The sequence below is a fragment of the Shewanella sp. MBTL60-112-B2 genome (genome assembly GCF_019655055.1).
Classification (GTDB): Bacteria; Pseudomonadota; Gammaproteobacteria; order Enterobacterales; family Shewanellaceae; genus Shewanella.
Genome location: NZ_BPFA01000005.1, coordinates 1 through 15081, shown reverse-complemented (window position 1 = coordinate 15081; position 15081 = coordinate 1). Strand labels below are relative to the sequence as shown.

Annotated in this window: 16 protein-coding genes; 10 read left to right on the top strand and 6 right to left on the bottom strand. The window is 44.5% G+C overall.

The genetic code is table 11. From position 1 onward, the window contains the following. Positions 1 to 15: 15 nt before the first annotated feature. The gene (locus K5Q73_RS04280; RefSeq protein ID WP_220765358.1) at positions 16 to 1401 is read right to left on the bottom strand and encodes an aminotransferase class V-fold PLP-dependent enzyme; all 1386 of its coding nucleotides are present in this window, start codon (positions 1399 to 1401) and stop codon (positions 16 to 18) included. A 381-nt stretch (positions 1402 to 1782) separates the two neighbouring features. On the opposite strand from K5Q73_RS04280, the gene K5Q73_RS04275 reads away from it, so the two are divergent. After that, entirely contained in the window at positions 1783 to 2277 is a 495-nt protein-coding gene (locus K5Q73_RS04275) for a peptidylprolyl isomerase (RefSeq protein WP_220765357.1), read from the top strand. Between the two features lie 56 nt (positions 2278 to 2333). Here the strand turns inward: K5Q73_RS04275 and K5Q73_RS04270 are convergent, their stop codons facing one another. From K5Q73_RS04270 to K5Q73_RS04260, 3 genes are all read right to left on the bottom strand, one after another. Next, positions 2334 to 4373 carry a hypothetical protein gene (locus K5Q73_RS04270; RefSeq protein ID WP_220766131.1) on the bottom strand — a complete coding sequence of 680 codons (2040 nt, stop codon included), beginning with the start codon at positions 4371 to 4373 and terminating at the stop codon, positions 2334 to 2336. An 85-nt stretch (positions 4374 to 4458) separates the two neighbouring features. Beyond that, positions 4459 to 5127 carry a YoaK family protein gene (locus tag K5Q73_RS04265; RefSeq protein WP_220765355.1) on the bottom strand — a complete coding sequence of 223 codons (669 nt, stop codon included), beginning with the start codon at positions 5125 to 5127 and terminating at the stop codon, positions 4459 to 4461. Between the two features lie 273 nt (positions 5128 to 5400). After that, positions 5401 to 6522, bottom strand: coding sequence for a multidrug effflux MFS transporter (locus tag K5Q73_RS04260; RefSeq protein ID WP_220765354.1), 1122 nt, complete (start codon positions 6520 to 6522; stop codon positions 5401 to 5403). 117 nt (positions 6523 to 6639) lie between these two features. Here K5Q73_RS04260 and K5Q73_RS04255 point away from each other — a divergent pair, with 117 nt between their 5' ends. Continuing rightward, positions 6640 to 7431 carry a helix-turn-helix domain-containing protein gene (locus K5Q73_RS04255; RefSeq protein WP_220765353.1) on the top strand — a complete coding sequence of 264 codons (792 nt, stop codon included), beginning with the start codon at positions 6640 to 6642 and terminating at the stop codon, positions 7429 to 7431. A 25-nt stretch (positions 7432 to 7456) separates the two neighbouring features. Here K5Q73_RS04255 and nikR read toward each other — a convergent pair whose 3' ends face one another. Beyond that, positions 7457 to 7867 carry a nickel-responsive transcriptional regulator NikR gene (gene nikR, locus K5Q73_RS04250; RefSeq protein WP_220765352.1) on the bottom strand — a complete coding sequence of 137 codons (411 nt, stop codon included), beginning with the start codon at positions 7865 to 7867 and terminating at the stop codon, positions 7457 to 7459. A 185-nt stretch (positions 7868 to 8052) separates the two neighbouring features. On the opposite strand from nikR, the gene K5Q73_RS04245 reads away from it, so the two are divergent. From K5Q73_RS04245 to K5Q73_RS04210, 8 genes are all read left to right on the top strand, one after another. Continuing rightward, on the top strand, positions 8053 to 9585 hold the full coding sequence (locus tag K5Q73_RS04245; RefSeq protein ID WP_220765351.1) for an ABC transporter substrate-binding protein: 1533 nt from the start codon (positions 8053 to 8055) through the stop codon (positions 9583 to 9585). Further along, a complete protein-coding gene (locus tag K5Q73_RS04240; RefSeq protein ID WP_220765350.1) occupies positions 9582 to 10559 on the top strand; it encodes an ABC transporter permease in 978 nt (325 codons plus the stop codon). The genes K5Q73_RS04245 and K5Q73_RS04240 overlap by 4 nt, the downstream gene beginning before the upstream one ends. Continuing rightward, entirely contained in the window at positions 10552 to 11376 is an 825-nt protein-coding gene (locus tag K5Q73_RS04235; RefSeq protein ID WP_220765387.1) for an ABC transporter permease, read from the top strand. The genes K5Q73_RS04240 and K5Q73_RS04235 overlap by 8 nt, the downstream gene beginning before the upstream one ends. Then, on the top strand, positions 11377 to 12084 hold the full coding sequence (locus tag K5Q73_RS04230; protein ID WP_220765349.1) for an ATP-binding cassette domain-containing protein: 708 nt from the start codon (positions 11377 to 11379) through the stop codon (positions 12082 to 12084). Then, positions 12068 to 12673, top strand: coding sequence for an ATP-binding cassette domain-containing protein (locus tag K5Q73_RS04225; RefSeq protein WP_220765348.1), 606 nt, complete (start codon positions 12068 to 12070; stop codon positions 12671 to 12673). The genes K5Q73_RS04230 and K5Q73_RS04225 overlap by 17 nt, the downstream gene beginning before the upstream one ends. Positions 12674 to 12910: 237 nt before the next feature. Next, positions 12911 to 13201 (top strand): DUF134 domain-containing protein, encoded by a 291-nt coding sequence (locus K5Q73_RS04220; protein WP_220765347.1) that lies wholly within the window; start codon positions 12911 to 12913, stop codon positions 13199 to 13201. 2 nt (positions 13202 to 13203) lie between these two features. Next, a complete protein-coding gene (locus K5Q73_RS04215) occupies positions 13204 to 13722 on the top strand; it encodes a NifB/NifX family molybdenum-iron cluster-binding protein (protein WP_220765346.1) in 519 nt (172 codons plus the stop codon). A 131-nt stretch (positions 13723 to 13853) separates the two neighbouring features. Next, complete coding sequence (locus K5Q73_RS04210) at positions 13854 to 14177, top strand: hypothetical protein (protein WP_220765345.1); 324 nt, start codon at positions 13854 to 13856, stop codon at positions 14175 to 14177. A 116-nt stretch (positions 14178 to 14293) separates the two neighbouring features. Here K5Q73_RS04210 and K5Q73_RS04205 read toward each other — a convergent pair whose 3' ends face one another. Further along, positions 14294 to 14503, bottom strand: a complete 210-nt coding sequence (locus K5Q73_RS04205) for a molybdopterin-binding protein (RefSeq protein ID WP_220765344.1) — start codon at positions 14501 to 14503, stop codon at positions 14294 to 14296. Positions 14504 to 15081 lie beyond the last annotated feature (578 nt).

Sequence of the window (15081 nt, the reverse complement as noted above, 5' to 3'; positions counted from 1 at the left end):
TTGGTTCTTATTTTATTATTTCATTTCACGATAAAGTTGCTTCATCGCCTTAACTAAGCCTTTAACATCATCGTTGTCATGGAAAAGGTGAGTAGAAATACGCAGAGAGTATGTCTTAACCGTATCGTACTGATCTAAGTAGAAAGAGGTGGTTCTTACGATGTAACCATACTCTTCATGTAAACGGTCGCGGAACTCAGTAAGTAGCTCGCCATTATTCAGATCATCGAATGGATTAAAAGACGTCAGGCCGCTTGATAGCTTGCGGACATTAGGGGCGAAGATCATTGCCTCTGGGAATTTCTTGGCCAATTCTTTTTTACATAGGGCGCTTAAATCTAGAATACGCTCTTCAATTGCATCACGACCAATTTCATCCCACAGTGCACAAGCGTTAGCCAGTGCACGTTTTGCAGGGTAGTTATCTTGACCAATCGATTGCAACCTAGCTTGTACTGCAGTGGCGGTCGATGAGCTATTAATAAACCATAGCGGTGTTTCGCGATCGCTCCAGAACTCGTATAAACGATTAGCGTTATTACGTACGTATAGGAAGCCTGTAGCACCTGGGCCGCACTGCCACTTGTGGCCTGCACCCGAGTAGAAGTCACAGTCGATATCATGAAAATCTAGGTTAAACATGCCAGGTGTATGTGCGCCATCGATTAAAGTGACGATACCGTTTGGAATCGCGACCTTTTTACAGATCTGCTTAGCTGGCAGAGTGGTACCTGTGGTAAAGGTGACGTGTGAGAACACCATTAAACGAACACGGTTACCGTATTGGTTTACGGCATCGGCAAAGACTTGAACATAGTCATCAACGCTGACGTCGTTACCAGGAGTATAAACAGGGATAGCGAGCTCGATGACTTCGGCACCATAACGCTCTGCAACATGTTTGAGCGGCGTAGTCACGCCTGGGTGCTCGTGATTAGTGGTTAAGATGATGTCGCCATATTCAAATTGTAGGCCATTGATAATGGTACATAAGCCATCGGTAGTGTTGCGACAAAGCACGAGTTCATGCTCATCGGCACCAAAGCTTGGGGCAATCTGCTTGGCATAATCTAGGGTAGGAATATTGCTGTTCCAAGGGTTAATAGAGATTTGCTCATTGGCGCGGTTATAGTCTTTCAAAACACGCTTAGGCATGGTGCCTGAGGTACCTATGTTCATATAGGTCGTGCGTTTGTTTAGGATAAACTCATTGCGAACCTTGTTCCAGAAACCGTGCCCTGAGCCGTGACCGTGAAAAGGCTCAATATGATTGTCACTGCTGGCATGTGCAGTGGCTGGCAGTAAACTTGTTCCGACTGCTGCAAGTGCAACGCCTGTGGTGGTTTTTAAAAATCCTCGGCGTCCTACATTTTCCAAGTTGGCTTCAGGTTTATGGTTCATTGTTTTTCCTTGTTATTTTTTCTGTTTTAAAATAATGATTTATATTTATTGTTTTATATTTTTTGTTTATTGGTGGTTAAAGCTGTTTACTAGATTAGATTTTATCGACTTATCTTGGTTAATAACGTGATTTTGACCACACTTGAGTCTGGCTATATGTGACAAAAACCCTTACAAATCAAAGCTCGAGTCATTTTTTTGACGTTTTGTGTTGTAGTTTAGTGTTATCTATATATATGGCTTTGAACTAGGTGGTTTAGCATGTGCTTTACTAGCCTGTGAGGCTAAAGCTAGTCTCTGAGTTAAAAATGTAATTTCTACTTAACTAGGAGTAAAATGTTGCCTTAGCAGCATTAAACGCATGATGAGAGTGTGAGTACTATGATTATTTTGACTACCAATTTAGGTGATATTGAGATTGAACTCGATCTGGAGAAGGCACCTGTCAGTTCTAAGAACTTTATCAAGTACTGCCAAGACGGTTTTTTTGAGGGCACGATTTTTCATCGAGTCATAAAAGGCTTTATGATCCAAGGTGGGGGATTTACTGCCGAAATGGAAGAGAAGCCTACTAGAGCGGCCATCGTCAACGAAGCCAACCGAGGCCTTAAGAATGTGCGTGGCAGCATCGCTATGGCGCGCACCGACGCACCGCATTCTGCAACGGGTCAGTTTTTTATTAACTTAGCCGACAATAGCTTTTTAGATCACACGGCGACCACTAATGCGGGCTGGGGTTATGCAGTATTTGGCCAAGTCACTAAAGGTATGGATGTAGTCACTAAAATCGGCCGTGCTAAAACAACGTCTAAAGGCGACCATGATGATGTACCAAGAGAAGTCATAGTGATTGAGAAAGTCACAATTAAGCAGTAACTTTTAAGGCATAATTTGTATGCAGTCTCGTGGCAGAGACTGCATTTGTTTCTAGGTTAGGGAAGGTAACTCTTACCTATTCGAGTAATTTTATTTGGTGCAACAGTGACAATATATCCAGCTCCTCCGTTACTGATAATTAATCCTTGATAAGCCCCTTCAATAAAATCTGCTTTTTCTAGGTTAATATAAGTACCAGTATCGAGTGAGAATGTTTTGAAACTTGGCTCCCAGTTACTTCCATGTAGCTGATAAACTTTATTTAGTTCACTACTAATTATTAAAGGGTATGGTTTAGCTTCCATCCAAGGCTCAAAAGGCGCACTCCATTCTAAATTGAGTGTCTCAGCATTAAAAAACTTTCCTTTTTCTGTAAACACTAGGCCATTAGCACTGCCCATCAAAATGATGTTGTTTGTACTTTCACCATCATTAGCTTTAACTTTTTTTATAAACTCGATAGAGCCTGCGTTTAGTTCAAACTGACTTAACCATTGATCGCTGTTATTTCTCTCTTTATGTAGGGTAAACAGCTTGTGATCTGAGTTGATGGCTAGACTTATTCGATCACCGTACCAAACAGAGTTGTTATTATCTATTATTGGTGAAGAAGCAACGACACCATTTGTGTCTAACATAAACAATTGGTGTTTATCATTTCCACCTATTGAGAAATAAGCGGCTGCAAACCAAGTGTCATTTTCTGTTGGGGAGGTAATGATATCTGAAATCGTTATATGAGTGGCTTCGCATGAATGACAAGTATCCTTAATGATTTGATTAAAATCTATACTCGAAACCGTGGACAGATTTTCGGTGCTATAAATACTAACATTTGAATAGTCGTAGCCTTCGATTGTTTCAGTTTTTTCTAGCAGATACAGTCGATCACCATTTTTTGAAAGCCGAGCGAGCTTGATAATACCTTGAGTCGATACAAGCTCTTTTGATTGCATGGTCGCTAAATTAACTTTGTGGATATTGCCTTTCGAGCCGTCGCTGAAGCTAGAGCCAATGACATATGCAAAATGCTGGATACCGTCAACAATAACAGATTCCATTCGCAGATCTTGTATGTTTGCTGTTGCTAGATCAAACATAAAATCCATAGAAATCTGCGTAATAGGTTGAAATAAATCCCCTTCAGTAGTGTCTTCAAAATGATGAGAAAACGTAAAAGATTCTTGGCTGTTAGAAACGCTACCGACACCATCTTCCTCTGTCTCAAATGAGTTTTTAACGTGTAGTAGTGAGTTCTCTCCTCCATAGCAGTAGATGGAAAAGATATTAGGTTCGCCGTAAATTAAGCCAGATACTTCATCTTTCGTTTCACAGCTCACTATGCTTTCTAAACCATCAGATAAAAGTTGGAAATTAAATGTAATGTCATAAGTTTTATCGATGTTGTTTATGGTTTTTTCAACAAATAGCGTAGACCAAGTATCAGTCATATCTAAATATGAGAACTTAACATCGGAGCTATGCTCAACTGAAAGGTAATCTTGGCTTGTGCTGTTACGGTTTAGCACTTTAAACGCGCCTAAAACTTGGGTGATATCACCATTAGACTCACTGCTAATATCAAAATCAGAGATCAGCTCTGATGAGTCTGAAGATAGGGCATTAATGAGTAGGTGTTGTTTGCCACTTACAATAGTATTCAGTGCGTTACTTTGACAATTAGCGTAATCAATATTGACTTCATCTCCAGTGGAAACGCCATTTGAATTGTCTTTATCTAGCAGTTCTATGGATGCGCTTCCGCTATTTTCGCAGATATGCTCGACAGATAAATCATCGCTTGCTAGCAATATATTTAAGTAATTATTTGTTAGCATTCCCAGCTGAATCGACGCCTCTGGAACTGTCCAAGAGAAGATATTAATTAATTCATAGTTTGCAGAATTGATTATCACTTTACTTGGTTCGGGTGTTTCGACATTTGGAGGAGTCTCTGTTACTGGAGGTATTTTTGCGTCATCTCCGCCACCTCCACAGGCTGATAGGAGGAATAAAATAGCGAGGGAGGTTGATGTATGCTTCATGCCAAAGTCCTTTTTGGCCATATGCATTTTATGTTCAATGATATGGCTCATTTTTAATTAGCCATAATGGTACACACTTTATTTGATAGTAACAAAGTGGTAACAACTCTTCTTTGGTGTTACCTAAGGTCTGATATTAAGGCTTCGGGCGATTTAAAGCCTTATAAAATCGGTAGCTCATAGCCAGTGCGATACAGATGGCAGCGGGGGCGAGTAGGGCAAAGAATTGCAGCTTAGCAAACAGGTAAGCGCCTAAGGCGCCGCCAGAGATAAAACCTGCAATGATAAGCATAAACAGTACGGCTTTACGTTTATCAAACTTTTCTCCCTTCAAGATGCCGCCGAGCATGATACCTAAGTCGGTGAATATTCCTGTGACATGAGTGGTGCGCACGATAGCGCCGCTATAGGTGGTTGCTAGTGCATTCTGTAAGCCGCAGGCCGCCGATGCCATATAGTGGCCGTAATAGGTGCCATCTTGCAGTAGATAGATGGCAACTAGCAGTAAGCCAGCCTCGATAAGTAGTAAGGTATCGTAATGACGCCCTAGTTTAACGCTGCTGCCAGATAAGAAGGCGCCTGAAATCGTCGCACCAAACATAAAGCTGACTAAGATCCCCAGCAGGTGAAACAATACCGTAGGTGACGAGCTTAAAAGCTGAGTCCCGATTAAGGTTGCGGTGCCAGACAGGTGAGAAACCGATTGATGTTCAAATCCAAGCAAGCCGATAGCATTCACGCTGCCTGCCGTAAAAGCCAGAATAAACGCACCATACTCAACCCATTTAGGAAGTCTAGAGATCACTGTAATACCTTATTTGCGACCAATAGATAACACTACTTACGAGGTGTGAAGTATGCGGGCTATTGAGCCATTGAGTTGTGGGGAATTTGGATGTTAATCCTGCCAGCGGTAAGCTTTTGGATTAAGCCCCATATTTTGCCAATGTTCAACATACTAAACTGCCGTGTCGATCGCAAAAGTAGCGGGATGTGTCAGGTTACTTTTGCGATCGACAAAAGGATCAATAAGCTCTTGTTGGTTAATGATTAACGGTGATTAGTTAACTTAAGGCTGCTAGCACTTTTTGAGGGAGAGCGCTGTACTAAGTAATGCACTGAACAATAGCAGTTCGGCTAAATTATGGCTGATTGCTGCTAATGCCAGTCCTGCACCTAATAGCAGATAATAAGCTAAGCCAAATAATGCCCCTGCAGTACCGGCAACCTCTTTATAATTGAGCAGCGCCTGACTCAAAATATTGGGAATGGCGATGCCAAATCCGAACACGGTTAACATCATCGGCAGTAAAAATAACAGGCTAGACTGGCTCAGATGCACGCCTATTGCTCCTATTAAAGAGGCAATACAGGCTAAGGAGATCAAAGTATCGACAGGCCACCCCTTACTAATTAAGCGTTTATTACTAGCACTTCCTGCGAGCACCCCAATGGCTAGTGCTATGCCGCTTGCGCCAAACTGTTTCTCGGTGAGTCCAAGTTGGCTAAACATAAAAGGGGCTAGTGAATAATAGCCAAAAAGCATCAGATTAAAGCATGCAACCAACAAGGCGTTACGCCATAGCATTATGTCATTGAGCATTTTAACCGCTAGAGGTTTCAAGGGGGCGGCCTTATGGTTTGTGTTTTTAGTTTCCGGTAGTCGCCAAACACACAACCACAGCAAGATAGCCGCTAGTATTGCCAATCCTAAAAATACGCCTCTATGGCCTAACTCACTGGCAAGAATGCTACCTAAGATCAGTCCAAGCGCAGGGCTAATTCCTACCCCCATGCCCATAATTGAAAATACCTTGCTTAGCTCTGCTCCCTCAAAGCTGTCGCGCAGTATAGTTTGAGTCACTATTGAACCTACCGCAGCACCAAATGCACTCAAGCTACGTGCAAATAACAGGTGTTCGAACTCAACACTTTGAAGAGCAATCAGGGAGCCTACGCCGTAGCTCAGTAAGCCCAGTAACATTGTGCTTTTGCGGCCTATGATATCGGCTAAGCGTCCCCAAAAAATGATGCCTAGAGCAAATGCGACAAAGTATATTGATAGGGTTTGCGAGGCGGCGTGCTGGCTGACATCAAAGGCTGTAGCGATATGAGGTAACACGGGGCTGTAGATAGTCTCAACGATTTGAGGAAACATCATTAAACTGGTGATTAGCCAGATCTCGGGTCTTTTTTTCATGGTCATTCCGTAATATTTGCGGTCAGTAATTCGTTGCGGTAGGCAGTGTAGCGATTTCGGATTAGGGCTATTACAATAATAAAGACTTAAAACAGCTGAAATCGGACAGTATCGTTAATGGCAATAATTGATCATGAAAGCAGATTTGATCTTGATAGCATTGAGGCTAGTATCGTTGGTATTGCAGCTGATGTGGGCCAGCATGACTCGGGAATGCATAAGCATGAAAAAGCTCAGCTTTTGTATGCGCCACGTGGGTGTATGTCGATTACTTTATATGAAGCGGAGTCAAGTCAGCGCCAATGTGTGCTACCGCCGACCAAGGCTGCGTGGATCCCTGCTGGAGTAGAGCACTGTGTAAAGATGCGTAATGTAGTGGCCTACCGATCAATCTATTTTGATATTGAAGTTTTCTCTGAACTTCCTCGCACGGTTAAGTTGCTCGGAGTTAACCCTTTACTGAGGGCGCTGATTGAGCGAATGGCTATGTGGGCTTGGGATATGCCAACTGGGCAACAAGCTGCACTTATCGCGTTATTTATTGAGGAGCTCAACTTGGCTGAAGAGCTCAAGTTATCACTCCCCATACCAACGGATAAACGCTTACAAACTTGGCTCGAAAGGCTAGCGTCTGGTCAACATCAAGCCGAACAACTTAATCTGATGGCGAGTGATATCGGTGCCAGTGAAAAGACTATTTCGCGGATTTTTAATAAGCAAACCGGTATGAGTTATCAAGCCTGGCGACAGCAATGGCGCTTGCAGGCTGCGATAGAGCAACTCGCCGAAGGTCGTCGTGTCTCTGCCGTGGCGTTTGCACTGGGGTTTGCGAGCGATAGCGCTTTTATCAGCTTTTTTAAGCAGCACCTTGGTAACACGCCAAGCCAGTACTTTAAGGCGGGTTATTAGGCTACTCAAGAGGCTTGATTCGAGTTTACACCACACCCGCACGGCTTAGGCGTGCAACTTTGACCCCTTTTAACGCCGAGATCCGGTTCACTATGGCGTTTAGCTCGGCCGCTTGCCCCTTAATGATAATAGTCTCTAGGCAGTTATGGTGGTCGACATGTACATGGGTGCTACACAAGACATGTATTAAGTGGTTATGTTGAATATCGATCAGTTTCTCAGTCAAGCCACGCTGATGATGATCGAAGATAAGGGTCAGCACACCAACTACATCTTCTTTACTCTCATTCCATTGTTTATCGACTAAACGGTCTCTGAAAAGGTCGCGAATATACTCAGAACGTGATTGATAACCTCGCTGTAATAGATCTTGTTCAATCTCTTCAAATTGAGACTTGGGCAAAGAAACCGTAAAACGAATCGTGTCGTTAGACATAGAGTAAATTCCATAAAACTTAATTACTTTTAGTGTCTTATAGGTATAAACAAGATGCATGACTAGAAAACTGATCTAGGTCAACGATGCGGTATTTAGTTTTGTTGAGCAGCTGTTTTACTGAACAATTAAGTGTAGTGTGACGATTCTAAAAATAGTATTACTCAAGGATTGTTGGTGATCTTGTGAAGTCGTTAATTCTATTCATTCTCTCTATTTCGTTACTGCCCTTACCGAGTGTTGCTAGCACTGATAAAGTGCTGACACTTGCCTTAGGCGCCGAGCCTGAAACGGGTTTCGATCCTATTTATGGTTGGGGTAAATATAATCGGCCGTTATTTCAGTCGACCCTGATCAAACGTGATAACGCCTTAGCCTTGGTAAGCGATCTAGCGCTGCAATGGCGTTTAAGCGACGATCGTCTTGTTTGGTCTGTCGATCTACGCCAAGGCGTTAAGTTTAACGATGGCACAGGATTAACCGCAAGCGACGTGAAATTTAGCTTCGATACCGCTAAGAAAAGCGCCTCTCTGCATGATTTAACTCAGCTCGATCGGGTTGAGATCAAGGGCGACTACCGTGTAGAGTTTTATCTTAAACAAGCCGACATTACCTTTATCGATAACTTGGTTAATTTGGCCATCGTTCCTAAGGCGAGCTACGGCGCTCAATACGGCCTAAAGCCTATCGGCTCTGGGCCACTAGCGTTTGTGCGCTGGGATCGAAATCAGCAGCTAATCATGCAGCCAAACCCTTACTATTATGGCCAAAAGCCTGAGTTCTCTAAGGTGATAGTGACCTTTAGTGACGAGGATAGCCGCTATGCAAGGTTGCGTGCTGGCCAGTTAGATCTCGCCGCTATCGCACCGCGATATGCCAAGATATTACCACCTGGATATAAGCTATGGAGTATTGATAGTGTCGATAACCGGGGTATAGCTTGGCCCATGCTGGCATCTCAAGCAGATAACATTGGCAATGATGTCACATCCGATGCTGCGATCCGCCAAGCTGTGGAACTCGCTGTAGACCGTGAGGTGCTGGTGCAGCAGTTACTTGATGGTTTTGCCACTCCAGCCTATTCAATTGCCGATGGTTTGCCTTGGGGGCCCACAACTAGCCCTTCGACTCAGGCGGATCTCACGGCGGCTAAACAGCTACTCGAGCAAAATGGTTGGCAGGTTAAACAAGGTTTACGCTACCGAGATGGTGTACCAGCCAGCATGACCCTCTATTACCTCGCGGGTGACACGGTGCGTCAACAATTGTCGTTAGCGGTCGCGCAGATGGTTAAGCCATTAGGTATAGAGATAAAAGCTGTCGGTAAGAGTTGGGAAGCTATTTATCAGCAAATGCATCGCCAGCCTGTGTTATTAGGTTTTGGCAGCCACAGTGCCACCGAGGTGAGGGCTGTTTATCATAGTGATAGTCGAGGTAAAGGCTATTTCAACTCGGGTTACTATAGCAATCCTGAGGTGGATAGGGCGCTAGACAGTGCTCAAACGGCAGGATCATGGTCTGGTTCTTTGCCTTACTGGCAACAGGCGCAAGCCTTGATCGCCGCAGATCGCCCATGGACGTGGTTAGTTAATTTAAAGCACCTCTATGCGGCAAATGAATGTTTAGATCTTGCTAAGCCGGGGATCGAGGCTCATGGGCATGGCTGGCCGCTCGCCAATAATATTGAGCAGTGGCGTTGGCAGTGCCCTAATCGATGAGCAAGTTATCAACGTCGATATTGCACACTAGCCTGCGCTTGCTGTTATTGCTTTTTCTCGTCGTCGTGTTGGCTTATCTGTTACTGAGTTGGTCACCACTGGATCCGCTCAACGCTTATCTTGGCGGCAATGTTTTTGCGGTCTCGGAAGCGCAAAAGGCTTTATTAGCGAGCCAGTTGGCGTTAGATCAAAGTGTCGCAGAGCGCTTTATTCACTGGTTTTCAGGCTTAGCTCAAGGAGATCTGGGCTACTCTAGCCTCTATCAGCAACCTGTTTCGAGTGTGATTGCAGAGCAATTGCCGCTGTCACTACTGTTGATCGGCTTAAGCTGGATCTGCTCTTTGGTTTTCGGTTACTTGCTTGGCTTAGCCGCGGCAATCTATCGCGGCGGCTGGTTAGATCGCATCATTCAAAAGTTGGCATGGTTGATGGTTTGTATGCCGTCGTTCTGGCTGGCTATGCTGCTTATCAGCCTGTTTTCCATCGGCCTTAGCCTGACTCCCGTTTGCTGCGCGGCGCCAATCGGCATGACTTTTATGCAGCAGTCGCTGGGCAGTATGATGTTACACCTATTACTGCCCGTGGTGACATTGACCCTAGTGAGTATGGCGCCAATCATGCTTCATACACGTGAAAAGGTGATAGATGTGCTGCAATCTGATTATGTGCAGTACTCCTTAGCCCATGGCGACAGCTTATCTAGGGTGGTGCTGTTTCATGTGGTCCGTAACAGTCTGCTACCCGCCATTATCTTGCAGTTTGCCACTATCGCCGAACTGTTTGGTGGCTCCTTGATTGCCGAAAGCGTATTTAGTTTTCCTGGTCTAGGGGCGAGTATCGTTAAAGCCGGTTTAGCGAGTGATACGGGGCTGTTGATGGGCTGTACCTTAATATCCGCACTATTGGTATTTAGTGGCAATCTGATAGCTAACCTACTGTCGGGTTATTTTATGCTAGAGGTTAATGATGCCTAGAGCCTTGCGCCAACCGGGTTTTATCTTGGCAAGCCTTAGCTTGTTAAGCTTAATTATCTTGGCCTTTTCTTGGCCTTGGCTGGGGGATGAGCTCAACTTACTCCATAAATATCAGGCTCCTTCTACGGCTTATCTCTTTGGCACAGATTGGCTAGGGCGAGATCTGTTTAGTCGCAGTTTACAGGCACTGGCGCAGAGCATCTATGTTGGTGGACTAGCGGTATTGATGAGTAGTCTTTTGTCACTGCTGATGGCGATGTTTGCCATGCTGCACCCTTATTGCCGTTGGGTGGTCGACTTGCTGGTGGATCTGTTTATGTCGCTGCCGCATCTGCTGCTACTTATCTTACTCTCGTTAGTGTTTGGCGGCGCAGAGTGGGGCTTAGTGGTAGCCATTGCCCTGAGTCACTGGCCAAAGTTAACCCGATTGTTACGCTTCGAGATGCAGCAAGTACAGTCAAGCCCTTATTACCGCCTTGCTGGTCAGTTTGGTTGCACTGCTTGGCAACGGCTACGCAGCCATATGTTGCCGCATATCCTGCCTCAGTGGTGGATTGGCGGCTTGCTGTTGTTCCCCCATGCCTTGACTCATATGGCAGCCTTAACCTTTCTGGGCTTTGGATTAAATCCTGATAATCCGTCTATGGGAGCCTTATTAGCTCAGGCTAGTCAGTATGTGCTAACTGGCCATTGGTGGCTGGGTGTTTGCCCTGGGCTATTGTTACTCGTTTGCCTATTGCTGCTGTCTTATATTGCCCAGCAATTGTTAGCGGCGCTGCGTCAGGGGCCGCAGACTCATCTTCAAGGAGCATGCTAAATGTTGTGTGTCGATAAACTCAGTATTCAATCGCGGGAGATCTGCTTGTTATCCCCGTTAAGCTTCTCTATTACCAAAGGGGAAGTGCTTGGCGTAGTTGGAGCCAGTGGTAGCGGTAAGAGCTTATTGGCGCAGGCATTGTTAGGGCAAGTCCCTGAGGGTTTTAGCTTAAGTGGCCAGGTAATTTATGCCGCTGGAGATAGGCGGGTATTGGCGGCGCAGTCAGCATCAGTACTCGATCCCTTAAGGCGGATTTCATCACAACTCAATTACGCGCTGAAACGAGTGCCTAAAGGGGCAACACGTAAACAGCGTTTCCCATTGGCTGCCGATATTAGTCGTTGTTACCGCCACCAATTGTCTGGGGGAATGGCAAAGCGTGTGTTGCTGGCCCAAGCATGCTGGCAGGCGAGCGAGATTATGATCGCCGATGAGCCTTGTTGCGGCCTCGATACTCAAAGTGCGGAAGCTATTTATCAACATTTAGCCTATCTAGCGCGTAGCGAGAATGTCGCGGTGATGGTAATAAGCCATAATCTAAGGCACCTTCTTACTGTGGCTGATCGAATTTTAGTATTACGTGATGGTAAGATGGTGGAGATCACGACCAGTGCCAATATCCGCAGTGGAGCATGTCACAGCTATACACAAAGCTTATGGGCTGCACTGCCGGAGCATTGGGGGCAATTAGATGCTAACGCTGCGTAATGCTTGTTTGCGGCGACGAGAGCAAACAATCGCCTTTCCAGACCTTAGCTTGCAGCCTGGAGAAGTGCTGGGCTTATCTGGCCCTAGCGGAGTAGGTAAGTCATCGTTAGCGAGTGTGCTGGCAGGCATGCTTAACGTGGAGGCTGAGCAACTTACTTTACCTAAAAAGCTGGCCGGTAAGGCTAATCCAGTGCAATGGCTTATTCAACAGAGTGAGTTTGCCTTTAATCCACGTTTGAGCTTAAAAGACTCGTTATTTGAAAGTTGGAGGGGTGATGGCTACCTGCCCTTACTGGAAGAGTATGGTGTAGAGCGGGCTTGGTTAGCGAGAAGGCCTAATCAGTTATCGGGTGGTCAGTTACAGCGGTTTAATCTGATCAGGGCTTTAGTGCCGACCACTGAGTATTTGATCTGTGACGAAGTGACTGCTCATCTGGATATGGTGACCCAGTCCCAGTTCTGGCAACAGTTGCTAGCCAGTGCCAAGCGGCGTAATTTAGGTCTGTTGGTTATTTCTCACGACGAGTACCTGCTCAATGCTATTTGCCATCGCGTTGTTATGTGGCCGCATCATAACAAGTTATCTTAATACTTATGTAGCTTGTCTTTATGTAGTTTATCTTTATGTAACAAGCAATTATTTAGAGTAGCTGAATATTTTTGAGTGTGAGTTTGGCCTCGGTTTACAGTGAAATCATCCCTAATAATAGTGGTTAATGGCGTAGGCCAATAACTATTGCTGCAGTTATTTCTTGCATGACAATGTGTAAGCGCAAGTCAGCTTATATCGAGTTAATACCAACAAATAGTCAGAGAGCAACTGCTAATGTCTAGACCCAAGAAATGTCGTCACCTTAGTAGTTGCGTACCATGTAGTCTGTTTAAACCAAATGGTATCCCATCGACTCAGCTTGAGAAGATTCAGCTAGAAGCTGATGAGTTTGAAGCGCTGAGCCTTGGAGATGTCCACAAGATGAGTCAGCTAGATGCGGCTTCATCTATGGGGATCTCACGGCAAACTTTTGGCTACTTGTTGGCGAGTGCTCGTAAAAAAGTGGCCACGGCTGTCACTCAAGGCCAGGCGCTTTTACTTCCCCAAATTGCAAACAAGGATTAATCATGATCATTGCTATTCCTATGAGCCGAGATCGTTTGGCTACTCACTTCACTAAAGCTCCACAAATCGCTTTTTATGATAAGCATCTACAGCTCATTGGGCGTTATGACAATCCTGCCATGAGTGGTGGATGTAGCGCCAAGAAGGCAATGCTAAATCTTATCATCGACCATAAAACCGATATCGTTGTGGTGCAGCATATTGGTGAACGCATGTTAGGCAAGCTGCTTGATGCGGGTATTAGTGTGAGTCAGGCTGATAATGCTTTGGATGTAGCTGAGCTTATCAACAGGGCAAAAGATCTCAATCATCGCTTAGTAGATGCGGCTCAAGGACGTGCCTCGATAAACCATGAGAAAAAGGGCGGCTGTTGTGGTGGTTCGAGTGGTGGCTGCGGTTGCAGTGGTAAAGCAAGCGTAAGCAATAGCCTGGATCCTAGAATACTGAAAACACCTTATCAACTGGAGAAGCAATCGCCAGCAAGTGCTGTGCAATACGCAGGTTTTAGAAGCGTGAAGTAATGGTAATGGCTTTGAATTAGCTGTCGTTATCACCGAAAACTTTGACTGAGTTATAACAGAGCTTTACATCTTTCGAAAAATACCCGATGTTAATACAAAAGTTGGATGATTTTTCGTCAATGGAGGACGTTATGGCTGTGATGGCATTAGGTTTTATTCTTATGTTTCTGGGGTTAGCCTTTATGGGCTTACCAGAGCTTAACCGAGTGTTAAAGCAACATGATAGGGCGCTATGGGATTCTTTGTTGGGATCTGAATCTAGCTTGCTCTCCTCTTCTGATCGTATGACGCTGTTCACCTGGACACTGGGTCGAGGGTTTGAAAACTCTGAGAATATCGATATTCAGTACGCTGGTTTATTGGCCTACAAACGAGCGACTCGGGTTAAGTACACTATCTTAGCCGGGATATCTTTGATTATCATAGGCTCAGTCGCTGCGCTGATAGGCCTATAATATCAATCAGTCTTTAAAGTGATTTAAGCGCTCATATTCATTAATTCTGTCAATCAAAAAAGCCGCCAACACAGCAGTGTTGGCGGCTTTTTAGCATTTGTTTATATAGACTAATATTAGTCTACAGCAACCATTACGTTGCTTGCTTTGATGATCGCGTATGCTTGACCACCAACAACTAGACCTAGTTGCTCGCAAGATTTCTTAGTTACAACAGAAGTGATTTCAACACCTGGTGCTAGTTCGATAACAACTTCGTTGTTTACAGAACCTTCTTCAATTGACTTGATAGTGCCGTTTAGGGTGTTGCGTGCGCTGATTTTCATAAGTATATCCTTAATGGTTAAGTCATTATTATAATTGGCTTATTTTAATAATGATATTGCCAGTGGACAATATGTCGCAAGATCTTGGTTTGTGTCACGTTTGCTGGTTTGGTAAAGCATTTTTTGCTACATCAATCACATTAAGTAAGGTGTTTGTTTATACATTGCTAATTAACTCGTTGTTAATAATGCTGGATTTAGTGATTAAATATCATGAGAAAGCAGAAAGCAGAAAGCAGAAAGCAGAAAGCAGAAAGCAGAAAGCAGAAAGCAGAAAGCAGAAAGCAGAAAGCAGAAAGCAGAAAGCAGAAAGCAGGCTTAGCGAGTAACTAAGCCTTAATTAAGAGCTGGATTATAATACCAATCAGTATAAACATTTAGTCGCTCAGCGAGAGTTTAGCGGTTATGAGGCAAGGTCATTAAGTGCTCCTTGCTTTAATGACATTCACCACATATATGGACCCATCCGGTTTGCAAGATATTTAATATCGACTTTGAGAAGAGTTCATTGCACCCATATATTCGGCCTGTTATTGAGGTACTCCTCTGGCCCTGATGGATATTTGCTTCTACTTTCC